A 17,894-nucleotide genomic window follows, 5' to 3' on the forward strand; every position below is an offset into this window, starting at 1 on the left:
CTTTTTTGAGTATAACCTTAAAAGCTTTTTCGTGAGAAATGATTGACGTATTTATAGAAATACGTTATATTATTTTCTGTAAACGGTTACATGAAATGGAGAGGGAATAGAATGAGTACGATTAAAGACGTTGCGAAATTAGCGGGAGTATCTGTTGCGACCGTTTCCAGAGTGTTAAATAAAAATGGATATGTTCATGAAGATACATTAAAGAAAGTAGAGCGAGCAATTGAGATGCTAGATTATAAACCTAGTACAGTAGCGCGTTCATTGTATAACAAGAAATCTCGTTTAATTGGCTTAGTTGTTCCGAATATCGTGAATCCATTCTTTCCAGAAGTTGCACGTGCCGTAGAAGATGTAGCGCATCAGCAAGGATACACAGTTGTCCTTTGTAACTCTGATGAGAGTCTAGAGAAAGAAAAGCAATATATTGATGTACTTAGGCAAAATAATGTGGATGGATTTATTGTAGCAACAAATCCACAAAATAGTGTTAATTACATGAAGTTGTCTGTTCCAGTTGTTGCAATTGACCGTATGTTTAATGAGCGTATTCCTACTGTATATGCAGATAACTATGCGGGAAGTCAGGCCGCGACAAAGTTATTAATAGATAAAGGCTGCAAACATATTGCACATATTCGCGGACCGCGTGACGTAAGCACAGCGAATGAACGTTTTGAAGGCTTTGTAGACGTAATTACGCAAAATAATCTTTCTTATATGATTGCAGAGAGTACATTTGATCCAGCTAATAGTGAGCGTGTAGCGGTGGAACTATTAGAAGAATACCCACATATTGATGGAATTGTTGCTGGGAATGATTTAATTGCAATAGGTATTGTAAAGGCTGCCCTTCAAAAGGGAATTTCTATTCCGGATGATTTACAAATTATCGGATTCGATGGAATTTCTTTAACAGAGATGATGTATCCATCTATTACAACTGTTGCACAGCCAATTTATGAAATGGGGAAAATTGCAACAGAACTGCTGTTAGAGCAGATGGAAGGAAATATATTAGAAGAGAAACACTATCGTTTACCGATTGAAATTATAGAACGAAATACAACGAAGTAAGGAGATGAAACAGATGCCAAATATTGCAGTAGTAGGCAGTATTTCAATGGACTTAGTGGCCGTTTCAAAAAAACGTCCGAAAGCAGGGGAAACAGTAATTGGTGAAGCATTTCATACAATTCCAGGAGGAAAAGGAGCCAACCAAGCGGTTGCTGCAGCTAGATTAGGCGCAAATGTAGCGATGGTTGGAGCGGTAGGAAACGATAATTATGGAACTGTAGTTAGGAAAAATTTAGAGAACGAACGCGTTTTTATCGACTATGTGGTACCGGTTACAGATGTGGCGACAGGAATTGCTCATATCGTTTTAGCAGAAGAGGATAACAGTATTGTTGTCGTGCAAGGGGCGAATGTTCTTGTAAATGAGTCGGTTGTAGATCGTTCAAAAGATCTTCTTATAAAAGCAGATATGGTTGTTCTTCAACTAGAGATTCCACTTGAAACAGTAAAATATGTATTGTCTATTTGCGAGGAACACAAAATCCCGGTTATGCTAAATCCAGCGCCAGCACAAGTGTTATCAGAAGCTATTTTAGAAAAGGCAACTTATATTACGCCAAATGAACATGAGTGCCGTATCGTGTTAGATGATTTCACATCACCAATTGAAGATTTACTAGCTAAATATCCAAATAAATTATTGATGACAGAAGGTTCTAACGGTGTTCGTTTCCATAATGGTACGGAGATTGTACATGTTCCTAGCATTGCTGTTGATGTAGTAGATACGACTGGAGCTGGTGATACATTTAATGGAGCATTAGCAGTTGCGCTTTCTGAAGGAGAAGCACTTCAAAAAGCAATTCGTTTTGCGAATATTGCTGGTGGTCTTTCTGTAACGAAGCTTGGGGCGCAAGGTGGTATGCCAACGAGAGATAAAGTATGTGAAGTGCAGGTGATTGTCGGATGAAAAAGCACGGTGTATTAAACAGTGAGATGGCATCAGTCCTTGCTTCACTCGGGCATACAGATACGATTGTAATCGCTGATTGTGGTTTACCAATTCCTGACGGAGTAAAACGAATTGATTTAGCTGTTGAGCTTGGAAAACCAAGTTTTTTAGACGTATTGCAAGTGGTAGCTGATGATATGGCAATTGAAAAAGTAACATTAGCAGAAGAAGTCATTAACAATAATGCGGAAGTAAATAAAGAAATAGAGCTGAAACTAATAGAACCAGCATTTGAATATGTATCTCATGAACAATTTAAAGAGCATACAAAGAAAGCGAAGGCGATTATTCGTACAGGCGAGGCTACGCCTTATGCCAATGTAATTTTACATGCAGGCGTGATTTTTTAATAAAGGGAAGTGATGAGAATGCATATTGAAATGAAAAACGTTTCAAAGGCGTTCAATGGCAATTCTGTTTTGAAGAATGCACAGTTTATGATTGAAACAGGAGAAGTCCATGCATTGATGGGGGAAAATGGAGCGGGTAAATCAACGCTCATGAAGATTTTAACAGGTGTATACAAAAGAGATGGTGGAACAATCACGATTGATGGCCAAGAACGAACTTTTAAAAATGCAAAAGAAGCTGAAGAGTACGGTATTGCATTTATACATCAAGAATTGAACATATTACCGAATTTAACGGTAGCTGAAAATATGTTTCTCGGTAAAGAGTTAATGTATGGGAAGACAGGTATTTTACGTACGCGTCAAATGAACGCGATTGCGCAGCAGCAACTAGCAGAATTAGGATTACATGTAAAAGGCGCTATGTTGGCAGGAGAGTTATCGGTTGGACAACAGCAAATTATCGAAATTGCGAAAGCGTTAATGACAAACGCGAGCGTTATTATTATGGATGAACCTACAGCTGCATTAACAGATCGTGAAATTGAAACGTTGTTTACTGTCATTAATAAATTACGTAAAGAAGGCGTTTCGTTCGTTTATATCTCACACCGAATGGAAGAAATTTTTTCAATATGTGATGCCATTACGATTTTACGTGATGGGGAATACGTAGGAAAGAGACTTATTCCGGAAACATCATTTGATGAAGTAGTGAGTATGATGGTGGGGCGCAGCATTGGTGAACGTTACCCAGAGCGAAATAGTCAAATTGGCGATGTCATTTTTGAGATGCGTAACGGAACGAAAAAAGGGAAGTTTGAAAATATTTCGTTTCAAGTGAGAAAAGGTGAAATCCTTGGTGTTGCTGGCTTGATGGGAGCTGGTCGTACAGATATTATGAAAGCGATATTTGGATACGAACCTTTAGATTCTGGCCAAATTTTTATAAATGGACAAGAAGTAAAGATTGATAGTCCGATAGATGCGATTAGACAAAGAATAGCTTTTATTACAGAGGATAGAAAATCTGAAGGGTTAGTGTTAGATTTCTCAATTCGAGAAAATTTAGCTTTACCGAATTTAGAAAGTCTTTCAAAGGGAAGTGTCTTAAGTAACGAACTAGAACAACAGTTTACAGCGGATATGATGAAACTTCTTAATGTGAAAGCAGCTAGTGGAGAGCAAACGGTGAAATCTCTTTCTGGTGGAAATCAGCAAAAGGTCGTTATTGCAAAATGGCTAGGTATCCACCCGCAGTTACTCATTTTAGATGAGCCAACAAGGGGTGTAGATGTTGGGGCGAAAAAAGAAATTTACTCTATTATGAATAAGCTTACAGAGCAAGGGGATGCCGTTATTATGGTATCATCTGAGCTTCCAGAAGTTTTAGGAATGAGTGATCGCGTTCTTGTTATTCATGAAGGAAAAGTCGGCGGCATTTTAGAGAAAGATGAGGCATCACAAGAGTCTATTATGGCACTAGCTACAGGGGGAGAGTAAGGATGGCTAAGAAGGGGAATGTATTACAACAACTCGGTTCTTTAATCGGTTTAGTATTAATTATCGTCGTAATTACAGCTTTAAATCCAGCATTTATTGAGATTCCAAATTTATTTAATATACTGCGTCAAGTATCGATTAATGCGCTTATTGCATTCGGAATGACCTTTGTAATTTTAACAGGGGGTATTGACTTATCGGTAGGTTCTATTTTAGCATTATCAAGTGCCCTTGTTGCTGGAATGATGGCAAGTGGCATGGACCCGTTCCTTGCAATGGCAGTTGGATTATTAGCTGGTCTTGTAATGGGAATTGTAAACGGTATCATCATAGCGAAGGGAAAAGTAGCCCCATTTATTGCAACTTTAGCAACAATGACTATTTTTCGCGGGTTGACGCTTGTTTATATGGACGGACGTCCGATCACTGGTCTTGGTGATCATTTAATGTTCCAAATGTTTGGCCGCGGTTATTTTCTCGGTATTCCGGTACCAGCTGTTACAATGATGGTCGCTTTCGCAGTACTGTACTTCATTTTGAAGAAAACGACATTTGGTCGCCGTACATTTGCAATTGGTGGAAATGAAGAAGCAGCAGCATTATCAGGTATTAATGTTACGAGAATTAAAGTAATGATTTATGGTCTTTCCGGAATTTTGGCAGCGCTTGCAGGTATTGTCTTAACATCACGACTAGATTCTGCACAGCCGACTGCAGGTACTTCTTACGAATTAGATGCAATTGCAGCAGTTGTATTAGGTGGAACAAGTCTTTCTGGGGGAAGAGGTTGGATTGTTGGTACATTCATCGGTGTACTTATTATCGGTGTACTAAATAACGGTTTAAATTTATTAGGCGTATCTTCTTTCTTCCAACAAGTTGTAAAAGGACTTGTAATCTTACTAGCTGTATTAATTGATCGTCGAAAAGAAGCGTAATGGAGGGACAGTTCATGAAGAAATGGTTACTTATACTCGTTGCATGTATTATGGTCATTACTGCTGGTTGTTCAATGGAACCACCAGAATGGGCAAAGGATTCTAGCGATAAAGGTCGAAATAAAACTATTAAAGTTGGATTCTCTGTTTCAACTTTAAACAATCCATTTTTTGTGACTTTGAAAAAAGGGGCAGAAAAGAAAGCGAAAGAAAGCGGCATTGAGTTGATTGCTGTTGATGCACAAAATGATGCAGCAAAGCAAACAAATGATGTTGAAGATTTAATTCAAAAAGGTGTCGATGTAGTTGTTATTAATCCAACCGATTCAGATGCTGTTGCTTCAGCAGTAAGTGCGGCAAATGCAGCGAATGTCCCTGTTATTACTGTAGACCGCGTTGCAAATTCAGGTAAAGTTGTTTCGCACATTGCCTCTAATAATATTGAAGGTGGTCAAATGGCTAGTGATTACATTCGTGAATTAGTTGGCGTGGGAGCAAATGTTGCTGAATTAGAAGGAATCCCTGGCTCTTCTGCTGCTCGTGAGCGCGGGAAAGGATTCCATAACGTAGCTGATAAGTCTTTAAAAGTAGTTGCAAAACAAGCAGCTGATTTTGATAGAGCAAAAGGATTATCTGTTATGGAAAACATTTTGCAAGCAAATGGTGATATTAAAGCCGTGTTTGCGCATAACGATGAAATGGCATTAGGGGCACTTGAAGCATTGAAGTCTTCTGGAAAAACAGATGTAGTCGTTGTTGGTTTTGATGCAACAGAAGATGCTGTAAAAGCGGTTAATGATGGGCGTATGGCTGCAACAGTTGCTCAAAAACCGGAATTAATCGGGGAGAAGGCGATGCAAACAGCAAAAGAGATCACGCAAGGTAAAAAGGTGGACAAATCTATTCCGATTGAATTAGAGCTTATTAAGAAAAACAAATAAATATAAAATGAAAATTAGGAAGGAAGAATAACAAATGAAATTCTTTATTGATACAGCAAACATTAACGAAATTAAAGAGGCAAATGCATTAGGCGTAGTAGCTGGAGTAACGACAAATCCATCACTTGTAGCAAAAGAAGGCGTAGATTTCCACGAGCGTATTCGTGAAATTTGCAGCTTTATAGAAGGACCTGTAAGCGCAGAAGTAATTAGCTTAGAAGCTGATAAAATGATCGAAGAAGGAAAAGAGTTAGCGAAAATTGCTCCAAACGTTGTTGTAAAAGTTCCAATGACAACAGAAGGTTTAAAAGCAGTAAAAGCATTCTCTGACTTAGGAATTCGTACAAACGTTACATTAGTATTCTCAGCAGTTCAAGCATTACTTGCAGCTCGTGCTGGTGCAACATACGTTTCACCATTCTTAGGTCGCTTAGACGATATCGGTCATAACGGTATGGACCTAATCCGCCAAATCGCAGAAATCTTTGCAATTCACGGCATTGAAACAGAAATCATTGCAGCATCTGTACGTCACAGTGTTCACGTAACAGAAGCAGCATTAAACGGTTCACATATTGCAACAATCCCAGCAAACGTAATTGCTTCATTAGTGAAGCACCCATTAACAGATCAAGGAATTGAGAAGTTCTTAGCTGATTGGGAAAAAACACAAGAGAAATAATAGAAAATCAAGAATCCTAGTTTAATTGACTAGGGTTCTTTTTTTATTTAAAAGAATTTTCATGCAATTTTGCATATTGTCTTTTAAATTTGTTATATAAGCTATTTAATATATATCAAATCACTTTTTATTTTTCATATTTCGACATAAAAAGGTAGAGGTTCTGACCAGAAAACTGGAGGGGCATGATTCTATAACAGAAAGCTTAACGTTTATAGAATTATGCCTTTTTATATAGGGAGGGCAGAAAATAGGGATTTCGATTTGAATGCACTGATTTATCTGAATTTTAAGTTTTATAAAAGGAGAGAAATAGAATGAGAAGAAAAGCGCCATTTAAAGTGTTGTCATCATTAGCAATTGCGGCAATTATCGGATGCACATCTGTAATGAGTACTCCGCTAGCATACGCAGAAACGCCAGCAAAAGAGAAAGAAAATGTATCTACAACACCAATTGATTACAATTTAATTCAAGAAGATCGTTTAGCGGAAGCGTTGAAAGAAAGAGGAACAATTAATCCAGCATCTTCTAAAGAAGAAACGAAAAAAGCTGTAGAAAAGTATATTGAAAAGAAACAAGGCGATCAGGCAAATAAAGAAATTCTTCCAGCGGATACTGCTAAAGAGGCCTCTGATTTTGTGAAAAAAGTAAAAGAGAAAAAAATGGAAGAAAAGGAAAAGGTAAAAAAACCTGAAAAAAATGTTAGCCCTGAGCAAAAGCCAGAACCAAATAAAAAGCAATTGAATGGACAAGTTCCAACTTCTAAAGCAAAGCAAGCACCGTATAAGGGATCTGTTCGAACTGATAAAGTATTAGTATTACTCGTTGAATTTAGTGATTATAAACATAATAATATTGATCAAACGCCAGGGTATATGTATTCGAATGACTTTAGTAGAGAGCATTATCAAAAGATGTTGTTTGGTAATGAGCCTTATACATTATTTGATGGTTCGAAAGTAAAAACATTTAAACAATATTATGAAGAGCAGTCTGGCGGTAGTTATACGACGGATGGATATGTAACGGAATGGCTAACTGTCCCAGGGAAAGCGTCTGACTACGGTGCTGATGGTAGTAGTGGTCACGATAATAAAGGGCCAAAAGGCGCACGTGATTTAGTGAAAGAAGCTTTACATGCAGCTGCTGAGAAAGGGCTAGATTTATCTCAATTTGATCAATTTGATAGATATGATACAAATGGTGATGGAAATCAAAATGAACCTGACGGTGTAATTGATCATTTAATGGTAATCCATGCTGGCGTTGGTCAAGAAGCTGGTGGCGGTAAATTAGGTGATGATGCAATTTGGTCACATCGTTCAAAATTAGCAATAGATCCAGTAGCGGTTGAAGGGACAAAATCAAAGGTAGATTACTTTGGTGGAAAAGTAGCAGCGCATGATTACACAATTGAACCAGAAGATGGAGCAGTAGGTGTATTTGCGCATGAATTTGGACATGATCTTGGCCTACCGGATGAATATGACACGAAATATACTGGAACTGGTTCACCTGTCGAAGCTTGGTCATTAATGAGTGGAGGTAGTTGGACAGGGAAAATTGCAGGAACAGAGCCAACTAGTTTCTCACCACAAAATAAAGATTTCTTGCAAAAGAATATGGGTGGCAACTGGGCAAAAATTTTAGAAGTAGATTACGATAAAATTAAGCGTGGAGTAGGAATTCCTACATATATTGATCAAAGTGTTACGAAATCCAATCGTCCAGGCGTTGTACGTGTTAACTTACCAGGTAAAAGTGTTGAAACGATTAAACCGGAGTTTGGAAAGCATGCATATTATAGTACAAGAGGCGATGATATGCATACAACATTAGAAACACCGTTCTTTGACTTAACAAAAGGAACAAATGCAAAATTCGATTATAAAGCAAATTATGAGTTAGAAGCAGAGTGTGATTTTGTCGAAGTACATGCAGTAACAGAAGATGGAACGAAAATATTAATTGATAGACTGGGAGAAAAGATAGTCCAAGAAGATAAAGATACAACAGATGGGAAATGGATTGATAAATCATACGATTTAAGTCAATTTAAAGGGAAGAAAGTGAAACTACAATTCGACTATATTACAGATCCGGCTGTAACATATAAAGGTTTCGCAATGGATAATGTAAATGTAACTGTTGATGGACAAGTTGTATTTTCTGATGATGCAGAAGAACAGTCTAAAATGAAGTTAAATGGTTTTGTTGTTTCTGATGGAACAGAAAAGAAAGCACATTATTACTACTTAGAGTGGAGAAACTATGCGGGATCAGATAATGGATTAAAAGCAGGGAAAGGCCCAGTGTATAATACAGGTCTTGTCGTTTGGTATGCAGATGATAGCTTCAAAGATAACTGGGTTGGGGTGCATCCAGGTGAAGGGTTCCTTGGTGTTGTAGATTCGCATCCAGAGGCATTTGTTGGCAACTTAAACGGAAGACCAACTTACGGTAATACAGGTATGCAAATTGCAGACGCTGCATTTTCATTTGATCAAACACCAGCATGGAGTGCAAATTCATTAACACGTGGACAGTTTAACTATTCTGGAATACAAGGTGTTACAACTTTTGATGATTCAAAAGTATATAGTAATAAACAAATTGCAGACGCAGGAAGAAAAGTTCCAAACCTTGGACTTAAATTCCAAGTTGTTGGACAGGCAGAGGATAAATCGGCAGGGGCTGTTTGGATTAAACGTTAATAAACGAAAAGCACATTCTTCATAGGAAGAGTGTGCTTTTTAAATTTGTACAGTAAGTTATTATTTTAGCTTATGTAATATAAGTGTCTGTTCACATGTAGTGTATCAAATTATGTGGGGAAAGAAAATATTTCCGAGGAAATTGTCGAAGTATCGTCGGTATTTATACACTTTTTTTGTAAAGGAAGAAATGTAGTATTGCCTTTACCATTCAATTTATTTACATTGTTAATTAGCTACACACAAAAGTAATATATTTGGCAAAAAAGAGCGCTATTGGATAGGGCTCTTTTTTATGGATAGAAAGGAGTGAGTTAAATGAAAGAAATAATTGAATGTCCACAGTGTGAAGGGAATATTACTGCGCAACATATTATGGATCTCCCGCATCCTTTTTCATTCAGGTGTCCACATTGTAAGGTGAAATTAAAAGAAATGAGGATCACACCATGCTTAATATTAGCGGCAATTTGTATCATTCCACTGTTTATTATAATTGGAGAGAGTACTAAGGAATTACTAGTAAAATATTTTTCTATTATAGATGATGTACCAACTGTACTTATTTTCTTCTTATTTTGTTATCCGTTGTATTATTTCTATGAAAAATATAATGCCATATTATTCATTAAATATGGTTTGTTGAGAGTTAAAAGTTGAATTGAATAGGAGTTTATCATTATGTTGTGGAAAATTTATTTAGTAATTGTAGCGATATTAGCTATTACTTCGTTAGTAAGAGGGATGTTTCAAACACCGATTCAAAAGTTTGATTTTGTAGTGTCTATTATTACATGGATAGGACTATTTGGATTTGTTTTTGATGTACAAATATTGACGCTGATCGTTTGGCAATGCATCTTTGTGTTTAGCATCATTTGGACTTTAACTGCAGTTTTTGTTTTACGTTTATATGAAGAGAAGGATGACCAGTTACCTTTTATATTCAAATTAATTGGTATTATTCCAACGCTGCCATTATATTACGGGCTATATCAATATGCATTTTAAAAAAAGACAATGATGGAATTATCCTATCATTGTCTTTTTTACTTTGTCTTTGCCTTTTACTTTGCTTCTGACATAAATCATTCCAGCAAATGCTACTAAGAATGCAGTTCCGATAACGAAGCTGACGCTAGGGGATGCCCCGATTGCACCAACTGTAAAGGATCCAGCAACAACTCCTAATGAGAAGAAAGCATAAAACAATCCGAATGCTTTTCCGCGCTTATCATCTGTCGTATTTTCAACAAGTAATGCATTTATGGATGGGAAAAGGATAGCAAATCCAATGCCATAAATCATCATAACGATAAAGAGCATACCTTTTGTTGCGAATAATCCAAGTAAAGATAGCGCGAATGCCATTACTGCAATCCCGATTAGCATGAGTTTTGAGCGATTAAATCGATCGTAAATACGATTTGTTGGCAGTAAGAAGAAGAGGATAGCGGTAATTCCGAATACACTTAACATCATGCCTGTTGTAGATGCTTTAAGTGCTAATGCCTCAACTTTCACTGGTAACATATAAGTCACAATCCCTTGTGAAAACATTAGTGTGAAAGCACCAATATATGCTTGTAATAACGGTTCTGATTTCAATAGTTCAATCATATTTTCTTTGTTCATCATTTGTGTTCTTGAAGTATCTTTTCTTGATACGTTATTTGGTAAGAAGAATAGAGATACGATTGTACCAAGGACCATTAAAATAGAAATAGTAATGAACACCCACTCTATACCAGCGGTAGCTTTCATAATACCACTGAAAGCTGGTCCTACAATTGCCGCTGTTCCAACAGCAGCACCAGATAGAGCCATTGCCTTACCTTGTCTTGCTGTATTTGTTTGTTTTGATAAAAACGTAAAGGCAGCAGGAATTAAAAATCCATCACTAAAGCCGTGCATAAAGCGCACAACTAATAGTTGTTCACCACTTTGAACAACGGTGTATAACAAGACTATGAAACTCGTAAGTCCCATGCTTATATAAAGTATTTTTTTTGCACCAAATTTATCGACAGCAGCGCCAGCAATAATATTACCAATCATATTAGCGAATGAGTACATACCGACAACTAGCCCAATAATAAGAGGAGATCCTCCAAGACTTTGAGCGAACGTACTCATAATAGGTAATTGTGAAAATGTATCTAGAAACGCTACGATAACAATAAAGTAAATAAAATATTTCAAGCGATATTCACCTCTCCTATGCTATTATGGCATAATGCTAATTTCAACCGCAATGAAATTAGCATTAACAGATGTGGAAAAAAGTACAAAGTGACAAAATATTGAACGTTATTTGTTAAAATTTAGTGAAAATGAGATTGTTTTTTTGAAATATATGGATGAAAGTATTATAATAGATTTGTAAACTTCACCAGGTTAAGTATATACGTAGAGAGGGATGTATAAAACATGAAAGCATTACTTTGGCATAATCAACGTGATGTACGAGTAGAGGAAGTACCAGAACCAACTGTAAAACCAGGAGCAGTTAAGATTAAAGTTAAATGGTGTGGTATCTGTGGGACAGACCTGCATGAATATTTAGCAGGACCTATTTTTATTCCAACAGAAGAGCATCCATTAACACATGTAAAAGCACCGGTTATTTTAGGTCATGAATTTAGTGGTGAGGTAGTTGAAATCGGTGAAGGCGTTACTTCTCATAAAGTGGGAGATCGCGTCGTTGTAGAACCAATTTATTCTTGTGGTAAATGTGAAGCTTGTAAACATGGACATTACAATGTTTGTGAACAACTTGTTTTCCACGGTCTTGGCGGGGACGGCGGCGGTTTCTCTGAATATACAGTAGTACCAGAAGATATGGTTCACCATATTCCAGATGAAATGACGTATGAACAAGGTGCGCTTGTAGAACCAGCAGCGGTAGCAGTTCATGCAGTACGTCAAAGTAAATTAAAAGAAGGGGAAGCTGTAGCAGTATTTGGTTGTGGTCCAATTGGACTTCTTGTCATTCAAGCAGCTAAAGCAGCAGGAGCGACTCCTGTTATTGCAGTTGAACTTTCTAAAGAGCGTCAAGAGTTAGCAAAATTAGCAGGTGCGGATTACGTATTGAATCCAGCGACTCAAGATGTGTTAGCTGAAATTCGCAACTTAACAAATGGTTTAGGTGTAAATGTGAGCTTTGAAGTAACAGGTGTTGAAGTAGTGCTTCGTCAAGCGATTGAAAGTACAAGCTTTGAAGGTCAAACTGTAATTGTTAGTGTGTGGGAAAAAGATGCGACAATTACTCCAAACAACCTTGTATTAAAAGAAAAAGAAGTTATAGGTATTCTTGGATACCGTCATATTTTCCCAGCTGTTATTAAATTAATTAGCTCTGGTCAAATTCAAGCAGAGAAATTAATTACGAAGAAAATCACAGTGGACCAAGTTGTTGAAGAAGGATTTGAAGCACTTGTAAAAGATAAAACACAAGTGAAAATTCTTGTTTCACCTAAATAATAGAGAATAGTAAAAAGTAGCTCTTTTCTAGAAATAGAAGAGGGCTACTTTTTTTCTATACAGAAAGGTGATAGACTTTCTCTTAACTAAAGGTATTTTGTTTGGAAGGGGAAGTCTAATGCTCTCATTTATGTTGACATTGAAACGGATGCTAAAAGCTTGTTTACGAGCGTGGAAAGATAAAGAATTTCAAGTGTTATTCGTATTAACATTTTTAACATTAACATCGGGTACGATTTTTTATAGTACAGTTGAAGGATTGCGCCCACTTGACGCTTTATATTTTAGTGTGGTCACGTTGACGACTGTTGGTGATGGGAATTTTAGTCCGCAAACTGATTTCGGAAAGATATTTACAATCTTATACATATTTATTGGGATTGGATTAGTGTTTGGATTTATTCATAAGTTGGCAGTTAATGTACAATTGCCGAGTATATTATCTAATAGAAAAAAAGAGTAAAGCATGTGGATGCTTTACTCTTTTTTTACATTAGTTTAGACAAGTATTTGTAGTAGCTTAATAATACTTTATTACAATAGAAGTGCATTCATTCATTATATTCACTATGTATAAAGTTATAATGATATGAACATTTGCATATTTTAATTTATTGATAGAAATTTCATGAAAGGTGGGATATTCTAGTCATAGGTTAACCAGATGATATCATAGGATCCTAACAAAAAGTTTACAATAATTCAATTATAAAATGGAGGATTTCAGATGAAAAAGAAAGTACTTGCTTTAGCAGCAGCTATTACGTTAGTAGCACCGTTACAAAGTGTTGCGTTTGCCCATGAAAACGATGGAGGACAGAGAGTAGGCGTTATTCCGCGCTGGTCTGCTGAAGATAAACATAAAGAAGGCGTAAACTCTCATTTATGGATTGTAAACCGTGCAATGGATATTATGTCTCGTAATACAACACTTGTAAAACAAGATCGAGTTGCACAATTAAATGAATGGCGTACGGAATTAGAAAATGGTATTTATGCTGCTGACTATGAAAATCCTTATTATGATAATAGCACATTTGCTTCACATTTCTATGATCCAGACAATGGAAAAACATATATCCCATTTGCAAAGCAGGCAAAAGAAACTGGAGCTAAATATTTTAAATTAGCTGGTGATTCATACAAAAATAAAGATATGAAACAAGCATTCTTCTATTTAGGATTATCTCTTCATTATTTAGGAGATGTAAACCAACCGATGCATGCGGCAAACTTTACAAACCTTTCGTATCCACAAGGATTCCATTCTAAATATGAAAACTTTGTAGATACAATTAAAGATAATTATAAAGTAACGGATGGAAATGGATATTGGAACTGGAAAGGTACAAATCCAGAAGAGTGGATTCATGGTGCGGCAGTAGCAGCTAAACAAGATTACTCTGGAATTGTAAATGATAATACGAAAGATTGGTTCGTAAAAGCAGCTGTATCACAAGAATATGCAGATAAATGGCGTGCTGAAGTTACACCAATGACAGGTAAGCGATTAATGGATGCACAACGTGTTACTGCCGGATATATTCAGCTTTGGTTTGATACGTACGGAGATCGTTAAGTATTTAAAAAAAGGTCAAATCTCATAATAGAGTATTTGGCCTTTTTATCACTATACACATGGAGGTATGAAACGTGAAAGGTAAATTGCTAAAAGGTGTACTTAGCTTTGGGATTGGCTTAGGAGTTTTATACGGAGGATCTTCAGCTCAAGCAGAAACGTCTACAAATCAAAATAATACTTTAAAAGTGATGACGCATAACGTGTACATGCTATCAACAAACTTATATCCAAACTGGGGACAAAGTCAGCGTGCTGATTTAATTGGGTCGGCAGATTATATAAAGAATCAAGATGTTGTTATATTAAATGAAGTGTTTGATAATAGTGCTTCAAATCGCTTATTAGGAAACTTGAAGAAAGAGTATCCAAATCAAACAGCGGTATTAGGTCGTAGTAACGGAAATGAATGGGATAAAACGTTAGGTAGTTATTCATCTTCAACTCCTGAAGACGGGGGCGTCGCAATCGTGAGCAAATGGCCGATCGTTGAAAAGATTCAATATGTATTTGCAAAAGGATGCGGGCCAGATAATTTATCAAATAAAGGGTTTGTATACACAAAAATTAAGAAAGATGATCGTTTCGTTCATGTAATTGGGACGCATTTGCAGGCTGAAGATAGTATGTGCGGAAAAACTTCACCTGCATCTGTACGTACAAGCCAGTTAAAAGAAATTCAAGACTTTATTAAAAATAAGAATATACCAAATGACGAGTACGTCCTATTTGGTGGTGATATGAACGTGAATAAAATAAATGCAGAGAACAATAGTGACTCAGAGTACGCATCCATGTTCAAAACATTGCACGCTTCTATTCCATCTTATACAGGACATACAGCAACTTGGGATGCGACGACAAACAGTATAGCGAAATATAATTTCCCTGATAGCCCTGCCGAGTATTTAGATTATATTATTGCAAGTAAAGATCATGCGAATCCATCATTTATAGAGAATAAAGTATTACAACCGAAATCTCCACAGTGGATTGTTACATCATGGCTCAAAAAATATACGTATGATGATTATTCTGATCATTATCCAGTAGAGGCGACTATTTCTATGAAGTAGTCCTAAAAAAGTTTCTTCTTAAATAAGAAGAAACTTTTTTATTTTGTAAGAGGAAATTTAAACTTTCTTTCCAATATGTATAAGACATATAGAGAAGAGGAGAGAAAAAATGTGGATCGAGGAATGTTTAAAGAAGTTCCATTACCGTGTGCATTTTTAGATGAAGTGGCTTTAGATAGAAATATTCAATCGATTATAGAATTAAGTGGAAATAAGAAGATTCGTATAGCGAGTAAATCGTTACGTTCTGTTCCGGTTATGCAAAAGATTTTAGCTGTAAATGATCGATTTCAAGGTATTATGTGTTTTTCACCTAGAGAGGCTTTGTTTTTAATTAAACAAGGATTCAATGATTTATTGCTCGGATATCCTGCTTATGATGAAAGAGCCTTACATGAAATAAGTTTGCTAACAAAGCAAGGGCTCATTATAACTTGTATGGTAGATTGTGAAGACCATATCGCTTATTTAGAAAAAATTGCTGAGAAGTCTAAAGGGTGTTTCCGTGTTTGTTTGGATATTGATATGAGTAGTCGTTTTTTAAAATTTCATTTTGGGGTAAACAGATCACCAGTAAAAGATGTGCAAGGTGCTTTGAAAATAGTAAAAAGAGTGAAAGAATCATTGTTTTTAATACTAGATGGTGTAATGGGATATGAAGCTCAAATTGCTGGGGTAGGGGATCACATCCCGAATCAACGAGTGAAAAGTAAAGTGATTTCGTATTTAAAGAAGAAATCGGTGTTAGAAGTTAAAGAAAGAAGAGGATATATCGTAAAAGAAATACAAAACTTAGGTATTGAACTAAGGTTTGTAAATGGGGGAGGCACAGGAAGTATAAAAACAACTGAGAAAGATAATTCAGTTTCGGAGATTACAATAGGTTCTGCTTTTTATGCCCCGAAGCTGTTTGATTATTATAAAGAGGTGCAATTTCATCCAGCTGTCGGATTTGCTTTACCAGTTGTGCGTAAACCAGCCCCATCTATTTACACTTGTCTAGGTGGTGGATATATTGCTTCAGGCGCAATTGGGAAAGATAAAGAACCTGAGATTTGGAGGCCAGATGGTGCGAAACTATTAGCTTTAGAAGGCGCTGGTGAAGTACAAACACCGATTTTTTATAACGGTGAGGAACGAGTCGAGATAGGAGATTCTATCTTGTTTCGCCATAGTAAAGCTGGGGAGTTATGTGAGCGGTTTCCTTTTTTATATCGTGTGAAAGAAGGAGAGATTGTTGGGGAGTATTCAACATATCGGGGGGATGGTCAATGCTTTCTATAAAGGGACAAAAATGGAGAAATTGGACAGGGAATGTAGAAGGGATACCGCATTATACGATGTATCCAGAAAGTATACAAGATGTAGTAGAAGTTGTAGAGCTTGCACGAAAAAAAGGGAAGAAAATTCGCGTTGTCGGTTCAGGGCACTCGTTTACACCTCTTGTACAAACGGAAGAAATTTTAGTTTCTTTAGATGAATTGAACGGTATTATGAATATTGATGCAAAGAAGATGACTGCGGAAGTGTGGGCAGGAACAAAGTTACATGATTTAGGGAGGTTACTTGAAGAAAAGGGTTATGCACAAGAAAATTTAGGGGATATTGATTCACAATCGATTGCAGGAGCGATTAGTACAGGGACTCATGGAACGGGTATTACCTTTGGAAGTTTATCAACACAAGTTATAGAGATTACCGCAGTTTTATCTACAGGTGAGAGTATAGTTTGTTCGGAATCTGAGAATGTGGAATATTGGAGAGCCTTTCAGTTGTCGCTTGGAATGTTAGGTATCATTGTAAAAATAAAATTGAAGGTTATTCCAGCCTATTCACTCGTTTATAAAAGTGAAAAACAGTCATTATCTACTGTAATGAACAAGCTAGATGAATATAAGAAGAATCGCCATTTCGAATTTTTCGTTTTTCCTTATTCAGATGAAGTGCAAGTGAAATTTACAAACGAAACAACGGGGAAAAAAAGTGATTTAAAATGGCATAAACTAAAGGTAGAGTTGCTTGAAAATAAGATGTTTTCTTTGTTATCTAAAGGGTGTAAATGGTTTCCTTCTATAAGTAAAGGAGTAAGTCGATTATCGGCTAAAGCTGTACCGAATACAAAGATAATTGGTCCGAGTTATGAAGTATTTGCTACATCGCGTGCGGTTCCGTTTTATGAAATGGAGTATAGTGTTCCTTCAAAATATATGCGGGCCGTTGTAGAAGAGATTTCAAACCTTATTGAAAAGAAAAAATATAAAGTGCACTTCCCAATTGAATGCCGTTATGTGAAAAGTGATGATATATGGCTCAGCCCAGCGTACGGAAGGGATTCAGCGTACATTGCTGTTCATATGTATAAAGGTATGAAGTATGCTGCTTATTTTGGTGAGGTGGAGAAAATTTTTTTAAAGTATGAAGGACGCCCGCATTGGGGGAAAATGCATACGTTAACGTACGAAAAATTACAAAATATATATCCAGAATTGCATTCGTTTCTAAAGGTGAGGAAGTTATTAGATGAAGCAGAAATGTTTTCAAATCCTTACACAGAAAAATTATTTACGATTATGAAAAAAAGCTGACAAAG

Annotated in this window: 17 protein-coding genes; 16 read left to right on the plus strand and 1 reads right to left on the minus strand. The window is 36.5% G+C overall.

What is annotated here, in order from left to right; translation table 11 throughout:
• Positions 1 to 111 precede the first annotated feature (111 nt).
• From rbsR to KZZ19_RS03455, 10 genes are all read left to right on the plus strand, one after another.
• Positions 112 to 1,083, plus strand: a complete 972-nt coding sequence (rbsR, locus tag KZZ19_RS03410; RefSeq protein WP_237981616.1) for a ribose operon transcriptional repressor RbsR — start codon at positions 112 to 114, stop codon at positions 1,081 to 1,083.
• 13 nt (positions 1,084 to 1,096) lie between these two features.
• Positions 1,097 to 1,993 (plus strand): ribokinase, encoded by an 897-nt coding sequence (gene rbsK, locus KZZ19_RS03415; protein ID WP_237981617.1) that lies wholly within the window; start codon positions 1,097 to 1,099, stop codon positions 1,991 to 1,993.
• Positions 1,990 to 2,385, plus strand: a complete 396-nt coding sequence (rbsD, locus tag KZZ19_RS03420) for a D-ribose pyranase (RefSeq protein WP_237981618.1) — start codon at positions 1,990 to 1,992, stop codon at positions 2,383 to 2,385. The genes rbsK and rbsD overlap by 4 nt, the downstream gene beginning before the upstream one ends.
• An 18-nt stretch (positions 2,386 to 2,403) precedes the next feature.
• A complete protein-coding gene (rbsA, locus tag KZZ19_RS03425; protein WP_237981619.1) occupies positions 2,404 to 3,888 on the plus strand; it encodes a ribose ABC transporter ATP-binding protein RbsA in 1,485 nt (494 codons plus the stop codon).
• Positions 3,889 to 3,890: 2 nt separating this feature from the next.
• Positions 3,891 to 4,826: an ABC transporter permease subunit gene (locus KZZ19_RS03430; protein WP_001074645.1), complete on the plus strand. Its 936-nt coding sequence runs from the start codon at positions 3,891 to 3,893 to the stop codon at positions 4,824 to 4,826.
• A 14-nt stretch (positions 4,827 to 4,840) separates the two neighbouring features.
• Entirely contained in the window at positions 4,841 to 5,767 is a 927-nt protein-coding gene (rbsB, locus tag KZZ19_RS03435; protein ID WP_237981620.1) for a ribose ABC transporter substrate-binding protein RbsB, read from the plus strand.
• A gap of 34 nt (positions 5,768 to 5,801) precedes the next feature.
• On the plus strand, positions 5,802 to 6,449 hold the full coding sequence (gene fsa, locus KZZ19_RS03440) for a fructose-6-phosphate aldolase (protein ID WP_000667669.1): 648 nt from the start codon (positions 5,802 to 5,804) through the stop codon (positions 6,447 to 6,449).
• Between the two features lie 317 nt (positions 6,450 to 6,766).
• Positions 6,767 to 9,166: a M6 family metalloprotease immune inhibitor InhA2 gene (gene inhA2, locus KZZ19_RS03445; protein WP_237981621.1), complete on the plus strand. Its 2,400-nt coding sequence runs from the start codon at positions 6,767 to 6,769 to the stop codon at positions 9,164 to 9,166.
• A 318-nt stretch (positions 9,167 to 9,484) separates the two neighbouring features.
• Positions 9,485 to 9,826, plus strand: a complete 342-nt coding sequence (locus KZZ19_RS03450; protein WP_237981622.1) for a hypothetical protein — start codon at positions 9,485 to 9,487, stop codon at positions 9,824 to 9,826.
• A gap of 21 nt (positions 9,827 to 9,847) precedes the next feature.
• Positions 9,848 to 10,177 carry a hypothetical protein gene (locus tag KZZ19_RS03455; protein WP_237981623.1) on the plus strand — a complete coding sequence of 110 codons (330 nt, stop codon included), beginning with the start codon at positions 9,848 to 9,850 and terminating at the stop codon, positions 10,175 to 10,177.
• Between the two features lie 18 nt (positions 10,178 to 10,195).
• Here KZZ19_RS03455 and KZZ19_RS03460 read toward each other — a convergent pair whose 3' ends face one another.
• Positions 10,196 to 11,368, minus strand: coding sequence for an MFS transporter (locus KZZ19_RS03460; RefSeq protein WP_237981624.1), 1,173 nt, complete (start codon positions 11,366 to 11,368; stop codon positions 10,196 to 10,198).
• A 228-nt stretch (positions 11,369 to 11,596) separates the two neighbouring features.
• Here KZZ19_RS03460 and bdhA point away from each other — a divergent pair, with 228 nt between their 5' ends.
• The 6 genes from bdhA to KZZ19_RS03490 all read left to right on the plus strand — a co-directional run bounded on the left by bdhA (position 11,597) and on the right by KZZ19_RS03490 (position 17,889).
• Positions 11,597 to 12,649: a (R,R)-butanediol dehydrogenase gene (gene bdhA / locus KZZ19_RS03465; protein WP_088095164.1), complete on the plus strand. Its 1,053-nt coding sequence runs from the start codon at positions 11,597 to 11,599 to the stop codon at positions 12,647 to 12,649.
• A 118-nt stretch (positions 12,650 to 12,767) separates the two neighbouring features.
• A complete protein-coding gene (locus KZZ19_RS03470) occupies positions 12,768 to 13,112 on the plus strand; it encodes a potassium channel family protein (protein ID WP_000948236.1) in 345 nt (114 codons plus the stop codon).
• Between the two features lie 264 nt (positions 13,113 to 13,376).
• Positions 13,377 to 14,228, plus strand: coding sequence for a phospholipase CerA (gene cerA / locus KZZ19_RS03475; RefSeq protein ID WP_237981625.1), 852 nt, complete (start codon positions 13,377 to 13,379; stop codon positions 14,226 to 14,228).
• Positions 14,229 to 14,302: 74 nt separating this feature from the next.
• Positions 14,303 to 15,304 (plus strand): sphingomyelinase C, encoded by a 1,002-nt coding sequence (gene sph, locus KZZ19_RS03480; protein WP_088095166.1) that lies wholly within the window; start codon positions 14,303 to 14,305, stop codon positions 15,302 to 15,304.
• 111 nt (positions 15,305 to 15,415) lie between these two features.
• Positions 15,416 to 16,588 carry an amino acid deaminase/aldolase gene (locus KZZ19_RS03485; protein WP_237981626.1) on the plus strand — a complete coding sequence of 391 codons (1,173 nt, stop codon included), beginning with the start codon at positions 15,416 to 15,418 and terminating at the stop codon, positions 16,586 to 16,588.
• Entirely contained in the window at positions 16,576 to 17,889 is a 1,314-nt protein-coding gene (locus KZZ19_RS03490) for a D-arabinono-1,4-lactone oxidase (protein ID WP_237981627.1), read from the plus strand. The genes KZZ19_RS03485 and KZZ19_RS03490 overlap by 13 nt, the downstream gene beginning before the upstream one ends.
• The last annotated feature ends 5 nt before the right edge of the window (positions 17,890 to 17,894 follow it).

It is taken from the genome of Bacillus thuringiensis, from assembly GCF_022095615.2.
GTDB classification, from domain to species: Bacteria; Bacillota; Bacilli; order Bacillales; family Bacillaceae_G; genus Bacillus_A; species Bacillus_A cereus_AG.

Excerpts from the sequence above, each read along its gene's own strand:
- rbsR (WP_237981616.1), top strand. The coding sequence starts at position 112 with ATGAGTACGATTAAAGACGTTGCGAAATTAGCGGGAGTATCTGTTGCG.
- rbsK (WP_237981617.1), top strand. The coding sequence starts at position 1,097 with ATGCCAAATATTGCAGTAGTAGGCAGTATTTCAATGGACTTAGTGGCC.
- rbsD (WP_237981618.1), top strand. The coding sequence starts at position 1,990 with ATGAAAAAGCACGGTGTATTAAACAGTGAGATGGCATCAGTCCTTGCT.
- rbsA (WP_237981619.1), top strand. The coding sequence starts at position 2,404 with ATGCATATTGAAATGAAAAACGTTTCAAAGGCGTTCAATGGCAATTCT.
- KZZ19_RS03430 (WP_001074645.1), top strand. The coding sequence starts at position 3,891 with ATGGCTAAGAAGGGGAATGTATTACAACAACTCGGTTCTTTAATCGGT.
- rbsB (WP_237981620.1), top strand. The coding sequence starts at position 4,841 with ATGAAGAAATGGTTACTTATACTCGTTGCATGTATTATGGTCATTACT.
- fsa (WP_000667669.1), top strand. The coding sequence starts at position 5,802 with ATGAAATTCTTTATTGATACAGCAAACATTAACGAAATTAAAGAGGCA.
- inhA2 (WP_237981621.1), top strand. The coding sequence starts at position 6,767 with ATGAGAAGAAAAGCGCCATTTAAAGTGTTGTCATCATTAGCAATTGCG.
- KZZ19_RS03450 (WP_237981622.1), top strand. The coding sequence starts at position 9,485 with ATGAAAGAAATAATTGAATGTCCACAGTGTGAAGGGAATATTACTGCG.
- KZZ19_RS03455 (WP_237981623.1), top strand. The coding sequence starts at position 9,848 with ATGTTGTGGAAAATTTATTTAGTAATTGTAGCGATATTAGCTATTACT.
- bdhA (WP_088095164.1), top strand. The coding sequence starts at position 11,597 with ATGAAAGCATTACTTTGGCATAATCAACGTGATGTACGAGTAGAGGAA.
- KZZ19_RS03470 (WP_000948236.1), top strand. The coding sequence starts at position 12,768 with ATGCTCTCATTTATGTTGACATTGAAACGGATGCTAAAAGCTTGTTTA.
- cerA (WP_237981625.1), top strand. The coding sequence starts at position 13,377 with ATGAAAAAGAAAGTACTTGCTTTAGCAGCAGCTATTACGTTAGTAGCA.
- KZZ19_RS03490 (WP_237981627.1), top strand. The coding sequence starts at position 16,576 with ATGCTTTCTATAAAGGGACAAAAATGGAGAAATTGGACAGGGAATGTA.